At 63.0% G+C, this 14,712-nt stretch carries 15 protein-coding genes; 5 read left to right on the top strand and 10 right to left on the bottom strand.

Annotated elements, in window-relative coordinates:
- Positions 1-28: 28 nt before the first annotated feature.
- Together Q0025_RS12185 and adh are read right to left on the bottom strand one after the other, a co-directional pair.
- Positions 29-436 (bottom strand): DUF779 domain-containing protein, encoded by a 408-nt coding sequence (locus tag Q0025_RS12185; protein WP_297299470.1) that lies wholly within the window; start codon positions 434-436, stop codon positions 29-31.
- 66 nt (positions 437-502) lie between these two features.
- On the bottom strand, positions 503-2,023 hold the full coding sequence (adh, locus tag Q0025_RS12190) for an aldehyde dehydrogenase (RefSeq protein WP_297299471.1): 1,521 nt from the start codon (positions 2,021-2,023) through the stop codon (positions 503-505).
- Positions 2,024-2,317: 294 nt separating this feature from the next.
- Between adh and Q0025_RS12195 the strand changes: the two genes are divergently transcribed.
- Positions 2,318-2,626, top strand: coding sequence for a (2Fe-2S)-binding protein (locus tag Q0025_RS12195; RefSeq protein ID WP_297299472.1), 309 nt, complete (start codon positions 2,318-2,320; stop codon positions 2,624-2,626).
- A 149-nt stretch (positions 2,627-2,775) separates the two neighbouring features.
- Positions 2,776-3,258, top strand: coding sequence for a bacterioferritin (bfr, locus tag Q0025_RS12200; RefSeq protein WP_297299474.1), 483 nt, complete (start codon positions 2,776-2,778; stop codon positions 3,256-3,258).
- Between the two features lie 124 nt (positions 3,259-3,382).
- On the opposite strand, the gene Q0025_RS12205 is transcribed toward bfr, so the two are convergent.
- Entirely contained in the window at positions 3,383-6,037 is a 2,655-nt protein-coding gene (locus Q0025_RS12205; protein WP_297299477.1) for an MMPL family transporter, read from the bottom strand.
- 237 nt (positions 6,038-6,274) lie between these two features.
- Here Q0025_RS12205 and ispH point away from each other — a divergent pair, with 237 nt between their 5' ends.
- Together ispH and hpnH are read left to right on the top strand one after the other, a co-directional pair.
- Positions 6,275-7,207, top strand: a complete 933-nt coding sequence (gene ispH, locus Q0025_RS12210; protein WP_297299479.1) for a 4-hydroxy-3-methylbut-2-enyl diphosphate reductase — start codon at positions 6,275-6,277, stop codon at positions 7,205-7,207.
- Positions 7,208-7,241: 34 nt separating this feature from the next.
- Positions 7,242-8,393 (top strand): adenosyl-hopene transferase HpnH, encoded by a 1,152-nt coding sequence (gene hpnH, locus Q0025_RS12215; RefSeq protein WP_297299481.1) that lies wholly within the window; start codon positions 7,242-7,244, stop codon positions 8,391-8,393.
- Here hpnH and Q0025_RS12220 read toward each other — a convergent pair.
- From Q0025_RS12220 to hpnA, 7 genes are read right to left on the bottom strand one after another with little or no spacing between them, the layout of a single operon-like run.
- Positions 8,280-9,092, bottom strand: a complete 813-nt coding sequence (locus Q0025_RS12220) for a phosphorylase (protein WP_297299494.1) — start codon at positions 9,090-9,092, stop codon at positions 8,280-8,282. The genes hpnH and Q0025_RS12220 overlap by 114 nt on opposite strands.
- Positions 8,981-9,382 (bottom strand): hypothetical protein, encoded by a 402-nt coding sequence (locus tag Q0025_RS12225; protein WP_297299496.1) that lies wholly within the window; start codon positions 9,380-9,382, stop codon positions 8,981-8,983. The genes Q0025_RS12220 and Q0025_RS12225 overlap by 112 nt, the downstream gene beginning before the upstream one ends.
- The gene (locus Q0025_RS12230; protein WP_297299499.1) at positions 9,265-9,672 is read right to left on the bottom strand and encodes a hypothetical protein; all 408 of its coding nucleotides are present in this window, start codon (positions 9,670-9,672) and stop codon (positions 9,265-9,267) included. Before Q0025_RS12230 ends, Q0025_RS12225 begins: the two co-directional genes overlap by 118 nt.
- Positions 9,669-10,916: a hydroxysqualene dehydroxylase HpnE gene (gene hpnE / locus Q0025_RS12235; protein ID WP_297299483.1), complete on the bottom strand. Its 1,248-nt coding sequence runs from the start codon at positions 10,914-10,916 to the stop codon at positions 9,669-9,671. Before hpnE ends, Q0025_RS12230 begins: the two co-directional genes overlap by 4 nt.
- On the bottom strand, positions 10,916-11,755 hold the full coding sequence (hpnD, locus tag Q0025_RS12240) for a presqualene diphosphate synthase HpnD (RefSeq protein ID WP_297299485.1): 840 nt from the start codon (positions 11,753-11,755) through the stop codon (positions 10,916-10,918). The genes hpnE and hpnD overlap by 1 nt, the downstream gene beginning before the upstream one ends.
- Positions 11,752-12,630, bottom strand: a complete 879-nt coding sequence (gene hpnC / locus Q0025_RS12245; protein WP_297299487.1) for a squalene synthase HpnC — start codon at positions 12,628-12,630, stop codon at positions 11,752-11,754. The genes hpnD and hpnC overlap by 4 nt, the downstream gene beginning before the upstream one ends.
- Positions 12,627-13,625 carry a hopanoid-associated sugar epimerase gene (gene hpnA, locus Q0025_RS12250; protein WP_297299490.1) on the bottom strand — a complete coding sequence of 333 codons (999 nt, stop codon included), beginning with the start codon at positions 13,623-13,625 and terminating at the stop codon, positions 12,627-12,629. Before hpnA ends, hpnC begins: the two co-directional genes overlap by 4 nt.
- A 168-nt stretch (positions 13,626-13,793) precedes the next feature.
- On the opposite strand from hpnA, the gene Q0025_RS12255 reads away from it, so the two are divergent.
- Positions 13,794-14,712, top strand: a 919-nt coding sequence (locus Q0025_RS12255; RefSeq protein WP_297299492.1) for an ABC transporter transmembrane domain-containing protein, incomplete at its 3' end; no start/stop codon positions are given.

Genomic DNA, 14,712 nt, shown 5'->3' on the forward strand with positions numbered 1-14,712 from the left:
ATCGATTCTAACGTTTAGAGCCGGATTTCTAGTGCCGGGTTTCGTCGCCGCTTTCGACTGGCGGAAGCTGGGCGATTTCCTCGTCTGTGAACAGCCGGCTGCGCGTCAGGAAGCGGACGTTCTCCGGCGATTCGAGCGAAAAGCCCGAGCCGCGGCCGGGTACGACATCGATCGTCAGATGCGTGTGCTTCCAATATTCGAATTGCGACTGGCTCATATAGAACGGCGCGTCGCCGATCGTGCCGAGCTTCACGTCGCTGCCGCCGACGCGGAAGTCGCCGCGCGGGTAGCACATCGGCGCAGAGCCGTCGCAGCAGCCGCCGGATTGATGAAACATCACCGGGCCATGGACCGCTTCGAGCTTGGCGATCAGCGCGAGCGCTTCGGGTGTTGCAGCGACGCGTTCGGGCACATCCACCTCCCGGCCTAGAAACATCGAGAGCGGCGCAAGGCCGCTCTCAAATTATTTGAGACGCCGCGGGCCGGCGTCAAGGCGGCTCGCCTAGAAGAAGCCGAGCGCCTTGGGGCTATAGCTGACGAGCAGGTTCTTCGTCTGCTGATAATGATCGAGCATCATCTTGTGGTTCTCGCGGCCGATGCCGGATTTCTTGTAACCGCCAAACGCCGCATGCGACGGATAGAGGTGGTAGCAATTCGTCCAGACGCGGCCCGCCTGAATGCCGCGGCCCATGCGATAGGCGCGGTTGATGTCGCGCGTCCACAAGCCGGCGCCGAGGCCGTAAAGCGTGTCGTTGGCGAGTTCGAGCGCTTCGGCTTCCGTCTTGAACGTCGTGACGGCGAGAACCGGGCCGAAGATTTCTTCCTGGAAGACGCGCATCTTATTTTGGCCCTCGAGGACCGTCGGCTTGACGTAATAGCCCTCGCTGAGCTCGCCCGCGAGAACGTTGCGTTCGCCGCCGGTCAGCACTTTCGCGCCTTCCTTCTTGCCGATGTCGATATAGGAGAGGATTTTCTCCAACTGATCGTTCGAAGCCTGCGCGCCGATCATCGTCGACGGATCGAGCGGATGGCCGGTCTTGATCTTCTCGACACGCTTGATCGCCTTTTCCATGAACTTGTCATAGATCGATTCCTGCACGAGCGCGCGGCTCGGGCAGGTACAGACTTCGCCTTGGTTCAGCGCGAACATGGCGAAACCTTCGAGCGCCTTGTCGAAGAAATCGTCATCTTCGGACATGACGTCGGCGAAGAAGATGTTCGGCGATTTGCCGCCGAGTTCCAGCGTCACCGGAATGATGTTTTCCGACGCATATTGCATGATGAGCCGGCCGGTCGTCGTCTCGCCGGTGAAGGCGATCTTGGCGATGCGCTTGTTCTGCGCCAGCGGCTTGCCGGCCTCGACGCCGAAGCCGTTGACAATGTTGAGCACGCCGGGCGGCAGGATGTCGGCGATGATGTCGGCCATCACCATGATGCTCGTCGGCGTCTGTTCAGCCGGTTTCATCACGACGCAATTGCCGGCGGCGAGCGCCGGAGCGAGCTTCCACGCAGCCATCAGCAGCGGGAAGTTCCACGGGATGATCTGGCCGACGACGCCAAGCGGCTCGTGGAAATGATAGGCGACCGTCGTATGGTCGAGTTCGGATATGCCGCCTTCCTGCGCGAGGATACAGCCGGCGAAATAGCGGAAATGGTCGATCACGAGTGGCACATCGGCGGCGGTCGTCTCGCGGATCGGCTTGCCGTTGTCGATCGTCTCGGCGAGCGCCAGGAGGTTAAGCTTGCTCTCCAGCCGGTCGGCGATCTTGTTCAGGAGCTTAGCGCGGTGCGCCGGCGCGGTATTGCCCCAGGCTTCGCGGGCGGCGTGCGCGGCGTCGAGCGCCAGTTCGATGTCCTCAGCCGTCGAGCGCGCCACCTGGCAGAACGGCTTGCCGGTGATCGGGCTGACGTTGTCGAAATATTGGCCACGAACCGGCGGCACCCATTTGCCACCGATGAAATTGTCATAGCGTTCGCGGAGCGCCACCTGTTGCTTCAATTCCTGAAGGCTTTGCGCGAGCATTCTGAGACCTCCCTCTATCGGATCGCTTATTGGCGGGCATTATCGCCCGAAGTTCGAATGAGGCAATAGGCTTACAGTCCTAGATGCCCCTGCGGTGATGGCATAGCCGACCCAAGCCTTTTGCTTGGCTCGCGCCAATTTATACTTGTTTTAAACTGAGCTGCGTCTCGGGGTTGCGTTCTTTTTAACTGCTATAAAGTTGCGACCCTTCTCTTGCACGGGCGTCCGTTCGTCGCCATTACCTGAAGGCAGGCAAATACACCTGCCGGACGTCCGGGCCTTGAGCTGAATCAAATGATCGTTTGTTCCTGCAATGCCATTTCGGATACGAGCGTAAAGGCTTCCATCCACAGCGAGAAATGTCCACGGACGCCGGGTGCCGTGTACCGCTGCCTTGGCTGCAAGCCATGCTGCGGACGGTGCTTTGCGACGGTGCGCGCCATCATCGAGGAGGCGACGAGCCGAACGGGCGAGATGGCCGCCGTGGGCACGGCGCAAACATCGGTGGCACGTCTTGACGAACATCGGCATGCGCATGACGCGGGTCATGTGCATGAGGATTGCGACGGCGGTTGCGAGGCCTGCGCAGCCGCAGCGGCCTGAACGCGGCGTCGAAATTCCGCGTCGCCCCGGCGAGCCGGGTATAGCTTTCGTCACGACACGAACACGGGGCATGGCTGAGCGCTATTGCCTGCCTATGCCTCCTAGCCTAGGGTCCCGGCCGTTCAAACTGAGAGGGGAGCGATTCCGAAATGCAGGGCGATGCGCGCGTAATCGAATATTTGAATCGCAGCCTCCGCAGCGAACTCACCGCGGTCAACCAATATTGGCTACATTACCGCGTGCTCGACAATTGGGGCTATAAGGAACTCGCCAAGAAATGGCGCAAGGAATCGATCGAGGAGATGGAGCACGCCGACCGTCTCGTGCAGCGCATCATCTTCCTTGAGGGCTTCGCCAATCTGCAGGTTCTCGATCCGCTGCGCATCGGCCAGACGGTCGAAGAGATCATCGCCGCCGACCTTGCCACCGAGCGCGATGCACACCGCCTCTATACCGAGGCCGCCGACTATTGCTTTTCGGTTCGCGATTATGTGTCGAAGGAACTTTTCGACGGCCTATTGGAAGACGAAGAAGAGCACATCGATTTTCTTGAGACCCAGCAAGAATTGATCAAGCAGGTCGGCGTCCAGCTTTATTCGCAAAAGCATATCGGCGAATTGCACGAGGATTGAGCGAGCGCGGCGGCGCTGGATCGGCTGGGCCCGGATTGCTTTGGGGCTGGATTGCTTGGGTTTGGATGGCTTGGGTTTGGATTGCTTGGGCCGAAAACCGCGCTGCGCTTTTCGGCCCAAAGCTTTAGTTGGCGACCTCGCCGTGCTTCTTGCGCGGTGGCCCCATCAGGGCCGGCTGGAACAAGACGGCCGCGCAGAGCGTCGTGACCAGCGACATGGCCAGCAATTTGCCCATGCTCGACGTTCCCGGGTGATGCGACAGCCAGAGGCTGCCGAAGGCGGTCGCCGTGGTCATCGCACTGAAGAACACCGCGCGAGTGAGGCTCGACTGCAGCAGATTTGTCGTGCCGGCGCGCCAAGCCATTACGAAATAGATTTTGAACGCGACGCCGAGGCCAAGCAGCAGCGGCAGCGCGATAATATTGGCGAAGTTGAGCGGCATATCGAACAGGACCGTCAGCTCCAGCGTCACGAGGCCGGCGAGCAAAAGCGGCACGAGCGTGAGCAGGACGTCGGTCACCCGGCGCAGGACGATGAACAGCAAGATGCTGATCGAGATCAATGCCCAGATCCCGGCCTCGATAAAGGCGCGAATGACGGTATCGCTCGAGGCCTGAATGGCCACCGGCTCGCCGGTGGCATTCGGCGCGATGCGTTCGACGGCTTGGGCGAACCGTCGCATCACATCATTATCGTCCTGATTGCCGGCCGGCGCGACGGAAATAAGCGCTTGGCCATCGGCGCTGACCCAGTCGCTTTTGATGTTCGGCGGGATGTCGGCGATCGTCGTCGGCTTTGCCTGCAATGAGAGGTCGAGCTGGTCGAGCATAGTCTCGAGCGGCGGCAGGAGCATCGCCCGGGCTGCGGCGCGCTTCGCCGCCGGCGCTTGCGCCAATTGGCGCATGAGATCGGCAAGATGGCGGGCCGCGTCGGCACCAGGGCCTTTCAGGCCTTTGGTTGCGGCGTCGTATTGCGCCGCCGCGCTGTCCATCGCGGCAATGTCCTCGGCATCCGTCGGCGGGGTCAGCCGGCGCGTTGGGTCAAACAGCGGCAGCAGATACTTTGCCGCATATTGGATGATCGGCAGTTTCTGCTGCTGATCCATCGGGACGAGACTATCGAGCGTCAGAACGCTTGCGACCTCGGGCAATTTGGCCAGTTTGGCCACAACCGGACGGGTTGCGGCAAGATTAGGTTCGAGAATGTCGATCGCGTTTGCCTGCGGATCTTGACTATGCGTCAAGTCGTTCAGCGTTTCGACCGCTTCGGTGTTCTTGGCGCGCAGGTTAAGCGGATTGAAGTCGAAGCGCAGATGCGCGAGCAACGGCGTGCCGAGCAGGGCGACGCCGAGCGTGCCGATGACAACGGCATGGCGGTGCCGCGACAGAAATTCATCGACCGGCGCCAGAAACTTGAAGCCGACGCCTTCCTGTTCCGCCGGCGGTTTCAGCACCGTCAAAAGGGCGGGCAGAACCGTGACGGAGGAGAAAAAGGCGATGATCATGCCGGTCCCGGCGATGAGGCCAAGCTCAGAGACGCCGCGATAATCGGTTGGCAGGAACGAATAGAAGCCGCAGGTCGTCGCCGCGGCGGCGAGCGCCAACGGCCGGCCGGCCCGCACCGCGGCCGCCCGCAGCGCCGTATGGAAATCCGGATTGACGTAGCGCTCCTGTCGGTAGCGGACGCTGAATTGGATGCCGAAATCGACGCCGATGCCGACGAAGAGCACGGCAAAGGCGATCGAGATGAGATTCAGCGCGTGGACCATCAACAGGCCGACCGCCGCCGTCACGCAAAGGCCGACGACGACGCCGAGGGCGACGGCGAAGACGATGCGGACCGAATGCAGCGCCATCCAGATGATGCCGATCACGATCAGCGCCGTGATGAGGCCGTTGAGGCCCGAGCCCTCCTTGATCGTCGAAAATTCTTCGTCGGCGAGCGGCACCGTGCCGGTGAGCCGCACCCTGACGCCGTTCTCCGGCGTCAGGCCGAGATCTGCGGCGCTTTGGTGGATGAAATTCGAAGGGACAAGCCCCGGCTGCAAGGCCGCATAATTGAGATGCGGCTGGACCGAGATGAACCGCCGCAATTGCCGCTGATCCGGCGCCTTGCCGGCGAAGAGCGCCTGCCAGGAGAAGAAATCCGGCCGGCCGGCGAGCACGTTCTCCAGGGCGCCGTTCAGGGCAAGGATGGGCTGTGCAAACGTGTCGTAGGTGCCCGCCTGCACGCGCACCCCGCGATTGATGAAGGAAAAGGCATCCATCACGCCGCGCAGCGAGGGGTCGGAGGCGAGCGCGGCGAGGAAGGGCTCGGTCTTGAGCAAGCCGCCCATGCTGCGCTGCAGATCGGCGACCGGCTGAAACATCAGCCCGACGCGATCGAAATAGGGACCGCCGTCCGGCCGGGTGACGCTCTGATAGAGATCCGGCCGCGTCGTCAGCCGCGCGAGCAGTTTCTGCGCCGCGCTTTCGGCAAGCTCCGGCGTCTTGGCGTCGATGACGACGATGATGTCGTCGTGACGCTGCGGGAAGGCCTTGTCGAGTTCGGCGAGGCGCTGCCGCCAGGGCAGTTTGGCCGAAAGAAAGTCGTTGGTGTTGGTGTTGATGGCAAAATGCGCCGCCGCGTAGTAGGCGCAGATGCCGGCGATGATCAGGGACGCCACGATCACCGTCCAGGCGGAACGCGAACAGATTTCGACAAGCGCGACGATCGCCCGGCCGATGAACCCGATCTGAGGGGTCTGTGCTGGCTTGACGCCGTTTTGTTGATTATCCATGGGCTCCCAACACCAATGATGAAATGTGTGGCATCTTTGCAAGGGCAACGTGATTTCGGCTCGAAAGCCAATTTTTACGATGGCTTATTCGCGCATTGCTGCCTTAACTGAACTGTTTTGAGTTTGTTCGGTAAAGCGCCGCTTCACCAGGGGACATCCTTAAAAGCGCGCAATTCAAAAAAAGCAAGCTTTTGTCTCCGTCGTCGCGCCCCGGCGGGCGATTAGTTGGGGTAAGGAATGAAGGTCATCTTGGCCCAGCCGCGAGGCTTTTGTGCCGGCGTGGTCCGGGCCATCGAGATCGTCGAGGGCGCGCTCGAAAAATATGACGCGCCCGTCTATGTGCGCCACGAAATAGTCCACAATGGCCATGTGGTCGAGGAGTTGAAGGCCCGCGGCGCGCGTTTTGTCGAAAGCTTGGCCGAGGTGCCGCGCGGCGGCCTCACGGTGTTCAGCGCGCATGGCGTGTCCCGCGCCGTCGAACGGCAGGCCGAGCGCCGCAGTCTCGCCGTCCTCGATGCCACCTGTCCGCTGGTCGCCAAGGTCCATGCTCACGCTGCACGTTACGCCAGCGAGGGCCGCGTGCTGATTCTCATCGGCCATGCCGGGCATCCCGAAGTCGAGGGCACGATGGGCCGGGTCGAGGCGCCGGTCCATCTCGTTCAGAACGAGGCGGATGTGGCCGCGCTCGCGCTTGCCGATGACACACCGGTGGCCTATGTGACCCAGACGACGCTCAGCGTCGATGACACGAGAATGATCATCGCCGCCTTGCAACGGCGATTTTCGGACATTGTCGGACCGGATACCAAGGATATTTGCTACGCGACACAAAATCGACAAGCAGCGGTCAGGGCTTTGAGCCGGCTGGTCGACCTGATCCTTGTGGTCGGAGCCAAAAACAGCTCTAATTCCAATCGTTTGCGCGAAATTGGCGCGCAGGCCGGGGTGCCGAGCTTTTTGATCGCCGACAAGGATGAGCTTGACCTCGATCAAGTCCGTAAGGCAAACACCATAGGCTTGACTGCCGGCGCATCGGCGCCGGAGGTTTTGATCGAAGGGGTCATCGACGCTTTGCGAGGGTTGGGGCCGGTGGACGTCGCGCTTCTGCCCGGCGTCCAGGAGACTGTCGAATTTCGGCCGCCCTTTGAGTTCCTCGCGACGTCAGCTTAAACAACCGAGCCACTTAAATAGGAGCCGGCGCTAAATGGGTATTCCGTTCCTGCAGGCGATGCAAATCGGCGGTTACGTTCTTCGCCAGAAGCTTCAAGGCCGGCGGCGGTATCCGCTCGTCCTTATGCTGGAGCCTTTGTTCCGCTGCAATCTCGCCTGTGCCGGTTGCGGCAAGATCGATTATCCCGATCCGATCCTCAACCAGCGCCTGCCGCTCGACGAATGTCTGCATGCGATGGAAGAATGCGGCGCACCGGTCGTCGTGATCGCCGGCGGCGAACCGCTGTTGCACAAGGAATTGCCGCAGATCGTCGAAGGCGGTCTTGCCCGCGGCAAATACATGACCGTCTGCACCAATGCTCTGCTGCTCGAAAAGCAGATCGACCGGTTCAAGCCGCACCGGCGCTTCAACTGGTCGATCCATCTCGACGGCGATCAGGAGATGCACGACAAGTCCGTCTGCCAGAAAGGCGTCTATGACCGCGCGGTTGCGGCTCTGAAGCTCGCCAAGTCGAAAGGCTTCCGCGTCACCATCAATTGCACCTTGTTCAATGATGCCGACCCGGCGCGCGTCGCGAGCTTCCTCGACGATATGAAGGAATTCGGCATCGAAGGTGTCACGGTGTCGCCCGGCTACGCCTATGAGCGCGCCCCCGATCAGCAGCACTTCCTCAATCGCTCCAAGACGAAACAATTGTTCCGCGACATTTTCAAGCGCGGCCAAGGCGGCAAGAAGTGGCCATTCTTCCAGTCCGACCTGTTCCTCGATTATCTCGCCGGCAATCGCACCTATGAGTGCACGCCTTGGGGCAACCCGACGCGCACGGTCTTTGGCTGGCAGCGGCCTTGCTACCTGCTCGGCGAGGGCTATGCCAAGACCTTCGCCGAATTGATGGACGAGACCAATTGGGATTCCTACGGCGTCGGCAAGTACGAGAAATGCGCCGACTGCATGGTCCATTGCGGTTTCGAGGCGACGGCCGTCAATGAATCCTTTGCCAAGCCATGGGAAGTTCTGAAGGTTGCCATCGCTGGTATTCGCACCGATGGCGCCGTCGCGAAGGATATTCCCCTAGACCGTCAGAGACCCGCCGATTACGTCTTCTCGCGGCATGTCCAGAACAAGCTCGCTGAAATCAAAGAAGCCGAAACCGCCGCAAGCAGCCATCTGTCGGCCGCGGAATAAGGTGAGGAAGGCGGCGTTCGCGTCGAAGGCCGTCTTCACCAGATGCGGGAACTGACCCGGTGCGCGCAGGAGCGAGCGCAGCACCGGCCCGACCGTGACGCGACCGGTTTTGCCGATGCCTGCGAGTGCCGCGGGGGGCACGTGTCGCTCGGCCGGATCGGCCACCACCCGAAAGGCTGCAAACGGCAGATTGCGCGCCGCGGCAAAGCGTGCCGCGACATGCGATTCCATATCGGCGACCGCGGCGCGCGTTGCGATATGCAGGGCGCGCTTGTCGGCCGGCGTCGTCACCGCGCTATCGATGCCGGCCATATCGACGATCGGCGCACCGCCGAGCGCAGCGGCGAGCCGTTGCGACCAGGCGCGATCGCATTCGTATTGCGCGCCGTCTTCGGCGACGATGGTGCGGGCGACAAGCGCCGTGCCCGGCCGCAATCCCGGCGCAAGGCCGCCGGCGATGCCGAAGCTCAGGACCGCGCCGACGTTGGCTTCGAAGACATTGTCGAGCGCCGATTCAAGTAGGTCTCTTTTGCCACCACTGGCGATCACCGAGACATCGGCACCCGCGGCAATCCGCGCTTCGGCCTTCATGCCGGTGATGGCAAGGACGATGCGGCGGTTTGCGTGACGGTCGGCGGCGTGTTGGGGTTGGCGTGCATCGGACGGCGCGGCCGCGCCGCCACCGAAGTTCGATAGAATATCGCGCAATTGTGGCAATGCAGGTCGAACATGCGTAGGAAACCTGTGCCGGTAAAATGTTCTTCCTGCCAAGACCCGTCCCCCTCTTGTGCGGTCAGCAGATACGGACCTCTTGTTTCTGCGAGGTCATCGTTTCCGCGTCCCGTCAGGCCAAGCAACGCCCATGCCGTTCCTAATCGTCTGCTCGGCGCCGTCCTTGATCTTTCTCGCTGAGAAAAATATCTCGAGCCATCCTCAACGAATCCGCCGACTTGTCCAGAATGGATTTTAGCGAGACGGCGGTCTTGCAGCCGATGGTCGCACGCTGCGCCAAGTGAGCGCAAACCGCCGGTGCCTGGCCCGCAGGAATGAGCCCGCAAATATCCACTCTCTCAAAAGCCATAACAAACGTGCTGAGATGGGAATGATAGGCGAGCGCCCGCTGAGAAGCCCAGCCGGCAGTCGTAGATTTTGACCGGATTGCGGCCCAATCCCCAGCTAAATTGAGCCCCGCCTGTCTGCGGAAAGGCACGGCCGCTTCGCCGCCGACAAATGCGACCAGGCGCATGCCTCGGCTCGTGTCCTTGCGCAAATCGATCATCGGCGGTCTGTTAGAAGCGCCTCGGCGGCTTTGAAGCCGGAGCGGATGGCGCCTTCGATGGTTGCGGGAAGGCCGGTCTGGGTCCAATCCCCGGCGAGGTAGAGATTGGCCAATGCGCTCTGTGTCGGCGGTCGCCGCGCGTCTTCCGCCGGCGTCGCGGCGAAGGTCGCGCGCTTTTCCTTGATGATTTGCCAGGCGGGCAGCGGCGAGGCGACCTCGGTCGCAAGGCGGATCTCCGACCAGATTTGCGCGGCGAGCTCCTCGCGCGGCGTCGCGATCAGCCGGTCGGCGCCGCTGATCGTCACCGAGAGCCTGTCGGGAAAGGCAAACAGCCATTCCATCGTGCCGTTGATCACGCCGAGGATCGGCGGCAGGCCCGCGGGCGGCACGATCTTGTAATGCGCGTTCACAATCGCGCGAAACGCTTGCGGCGTAGGCAAAGATGGCAAAAGCGAGGCAGCGACCGGCGCCGGAACCGCCAGGATCAGGCGGTCTTCGTCACCGAGAGCGAGCGTTTCGGGTCCGAATGCGAGGGCCGCCGCCCGCTTCCCCGCGACCGTGACGCCCGAGAGCCGCCGCTCGAAGCGGATCGTGACGCCCTTTGCTTCGAGATATCGCAGCGCGGGGGTGATGAAGGCGGTCGAGAGGCCCCTGGCCGCAACCAGCGGCCGGCAGGCCTCGCCGCCCTTGGCGAGGGTCTCGCGGAGCAACCGCGCCGCCATCGAAGCGGCGCCCTCCTCGGGCTGGGTATTGAGTGCGGCAAGGAAGAATGGTTGCCACAACCGTTCCCAAAGCACGCCCTCGCAACGCATGGCCTGTTTGAGCGTCGCGCCTTTCGGCGCGGTCAGGAGCGGCAGGACGCTGAAATAATCGAGTGGCTTGGTGGCGGGGACGCGCCGCTTGTTTTGAAAAATCCACCACGGAATCGCGCCGTCGTTCGGCTGCAATGTCCAGCGTTCACGGGTCGCGAGATCGATGAAGGCGAATTCGGCGCGCTCCGGTCCGACGAGTTGATCTTCGCTGCCGACCGCGCGCAGGAATTCGCGCGCCGCGTGATTGCCGGACAAGAGCAAATGGTTGCCGTTGTCGATCTCCATGCCGAGCGTCGCGTCGAAATAGGAGCGGCAGCGCCCGCCGGCCTGGGTCGCGGATTCATGAATGGTGATCGCGCGGGCCCCGTCCGCCAGCCGCAAAGCCGCGGCGAGACCGGCGAGCCCGGCGCCGACAATGTGGATATGCGCCATTAGAACAGGCCGTAGCGCAGGAGCGCGAGCAGCAATTGATGCTTCGGCAGTTTGATCTTCTCGCGCGGCGGCGCGAAGCCGCGCGCCAGCAAGGCTGCGAGGATGATCTGATAGGCCTCATACATCAGCCGCGGCGATTTCACCCGCGCGCGCGGGCAGCGTTTCATGATCGCGGCGGCTTGCGCAAAATGCGCCCGGGCCCGCGCGATCACCGGCGCGCAGGCGGCGGCGAGATTGGGGCTCGCGATTACCGCTTTCGGATTGGTGCTTTCGATGCCGGCGGCGACGAGCGCTTCGCGCGGCAGGTAGAGCCGGTTGATCCCGGCATCTTCGTCGAGATCGCGCAGAATGTTGGTGAGCTGCAAGGCGCGGCCGAGATGGTAGGCGAGCGAAGGGCCCTCGGCCTCCGGCACGCCGAAGACGCGCACCGAAAGCCGGCCGACCGCACTGGCCACCCGGTCGCAATAAAGATCGAGCTTTTGCCAGTCCGGCGCCTGGATGTCTTCGCGCACATCCATTTCCATGCCGTCGATCACGGCGAAGAAATCGTCTTTCTGGAGATTGAAGGTTTTGATCGCCGCCAAGAGCCCGGCGAATTGCGGCTCCGGCAGCTTGCCGGCGCACAGCGCCGTGATGTCTTGCCGCCATTGCTCCAATTGCGCGAGGCGCGGCGCCTGCGGACCGCCGTCGTCGGCAATATCGTCGACGAGCCGGCAGAACGAATAGATCTCGAACATGCCTTCGCGCTGCGCGCGCGGCAAGATGCGCATGGCGGCATAGAACGAACTGCCGCTGGCGCGCCTCTGCGCGGTCGGTGCTTCGGCTTCGGCGACGCTCATGCGCGCCTCGCCTGCGTTGCCGCGGCGGCCGGCGCGCCTTTGGCACGGCCGATGAAACCGTCGCCGATGCCGATGAGCGTCAAAGCCAAAAATTCCGGCTTGCTCAAATGCACCTTTTGACTCAGCGGATCGCGTTTCTGCAGGAGCGTCACGAGTGTCTGCGCCAAGCGTCCGATCACCGCCGTTTCGAGCCCGAGCCGCAAATCCTTCACTTGCGGCGACAGCTTGCGGCCTTCGGCGACAAGCTTCTGCGTGCGGATCGCAAGTTCGTGCAGGCAGGCCTGCATGTTTGGCGACGCCTTCGGCGCGGCAAGCGCCGTCACGTCCGTCGCATGCCGGGCCATGGAGTCCTGCGGAATATAGACGCGATCGAGATTGCGATAATCTGCGCCGCAGTCCTGGATATGGTTGATGATCTGGAGCGCAGAGCAGAGCGCGTCATTGGCCGGCCAGGTCGTCTCGTTCTCGCCGTGCACATCGAGCACGAACCGGCCGACCGGCGCGGCCGAATAGGCGCAATAATGCATCAGCTCATCGAAATCGGCGTAGCGCTTTTTCGTTGCATCCATGCGGAAGGCATAGAGCACGTCGAGCGGATGACGCGCCGACATTTTGCGTTGGGCGAGCGCGGCGCGCAGGGGTGCTGCAACGCTGATCGTATCGTCCTTGCCGAGCAGCGACGCTTCGAAGCGGTCGAGACCGGCGATCTTCTCGTCCGGCGTGAGCGTCGGGCTGTCGGCGATGTCGTCGGCGGCGCGGACGAAATTGTAGAAGGCGAGTACGATCGGCCGGTGTTGACGCGCGATCAGCGCCGAGGCGACAGGAAAATTCTCGTCGCGATGCGTCTTCGTTGCCGGCTGAATCACGTCGTTCATTTGAGATATCCGTGTGTGCCGAACCAAGCGAGGGCGTCTTCGAGGCCCTGTTTATAGGGTCTTGGCCGGTAGGCGAGTTCACGTTCCGCTTTCGCGGAGGAAAAGAACATCAAATATTTGGCCATGCGCAGACCGTCGAGCGTCAGAAACGGTTCGCGGCCGCTCAGCCGCGCCCGCGCCTCGACGACGGCGGCGAGCGGATAGAGCAGCCGGCGCGGCACATTTATCTTTGGCGGGCGGCGGCGGGTCAAGGCCGCGATATCGGCCAGCATCTGGGCCAGGCGGACGTTCTCGCCGCCGAGAATGTAATGGCCGCCGATCTGGCCCTTTTCGAGCGCCGCGAGATGGCCGGCGGCGACATCGTCGACATGCACGAGGTTGAGGCCGGTATCGACATATCCGGGCATGCGGCCCATTGCCGCCTCGACGATGATGCGGCCGGTCGGCGTCGGCTTGACGTCGCGCGCGCCGATCGGTGTCGACGGATGCACGATCACGGCGGGCAGCCCCTCTTCGGCGATCATGGCCTTGACGATCTGTTCGGCTGCGACCTTGCTGCGCTTATAGGCGCCGATGGCTTTGTCCAGCGGTAGCGCATGGGTCTCATCGCCGGGCGTGCCGTCGGCAGGAATGGCGATGGTCGCGACACTGCTCGTATAGACAACGCGCCGCACGCCGGCCTTGAGCGCCGCCCGCATCAGATTGCGCGTCCCCTCGCAATTGGTGCGCAGGATCTCGGCCGGGTCCGGCGCCCAGAGCCGGTAATCGGCCGCGACATGAACGAGGGCGCTGACGCCGGCCATGGCGCGCCCGACGGCCTCGGCATCGCACATATCGCCTTCGGCCAGTTCGACGTTCAAATCGGTGAGATTGGTTCGCGAACTGGTGGCCCGGACGAGGGCGCGAACCTTATGGCCGGCCGCGAGCGCAGCGCGGGCAACCGCGGCGCCGACGAAGCCCGAAGCGCCTGTTACAAGGATTTGATCGCCGGCCACGCGTTCTCTGTCCTCAAGCTTATTCAAGACGGCGTCGGGGCTTACCATTACGCTCGCGTTCGGGGCAACCTCGGCGGCTCGGCCTGACCCGCCGTGCGCGACCGAAGGCGGCATTGAAAGGACACGATCTTCTGGCCATAGGCGGCAATCCAGTCTAAAGGCGTTCTAATGTCCTCCGAAGCCAATCCGCCTGCCGATACCGCCGCCAGCACCGGGCGGCGCACCTCACCGAAAGCCCTGCTGGCCCTCCTTCCCACGGTCGCACGCTACAAGGGCCGCTTGATTGCGGCTCTTGCCGCGCTGACGCTCGCCGCCGCGGCGACGCTCGTCGTGCCCGTGGCGGTCCGGCTGATGATCGACGACGGCTTTTCCGCGCAGAGTACCGGTAATGTAAACCGCTATTTCGGCGCGATTATCCTTGTCGTCGCCGTGCTCGCGCTGGCCTCGGGCGCCCGCTATTACCTCGTCAACACGCTGGGCGAGCGCGTGGTGGCCGATCTGCGCGCGGCGGTGTTCAAACATCTCTCCGGCCTCGATGCGAGCTTCTTCGATAGTGCGCGCATCGGCGAGTTGCTGTCGCGCCTCACCGCCGACACGACACAGTTGAAAGCCGCCTTCGGCGCTTCGGCCTCCGTCGCGCTGCGCAATTTTTTCATGTTCGTCGGCGCCGTCGCGCTGATGGTCTATACGAGCCCGAAGCTTTCCGCCTTCGTGCTGATTGCCATCCCCATCATCGTCCTGCCGCTTTATGCCGCCGGCCGCGCCGTAAAAACGCGATCGCGCGCCGCGCAAGACACGCTCGCCGAGGCGAGTGCCTATGCGGCGGAGAATCTCGGCGCGGTGCGCGTGATGCAGGCCTTCGGCGCCGAGGCGGCAACCAATGCCCGCTTCGCCGCCGCGGTCGAAAGCTCCTACGACGCCGCGCGGCTGGCGATGCTGGCGCGCGGCGTGGTCACGACCATCGCGATCTTCCTCGCCTTCGCCAGCGTGGTGGTGGTGCTCTGGCTCGGCGCGCATGACGTCTTGGCCGGCCGGATGACCGGCGGCCTGCTGTCGCAGTTCGACATCTATGCCGTGCTCGGCTCCG

The sequence above is a fragment of the uncultured Methylovirgula sp. genome (genome assembly GCF_947646745.1).
Lineage (GTDB): Bacteria > Pseudomonadota > Alphaproteobacteria > Rhizobiales > Beijerinckiaceae > Methylovirgula.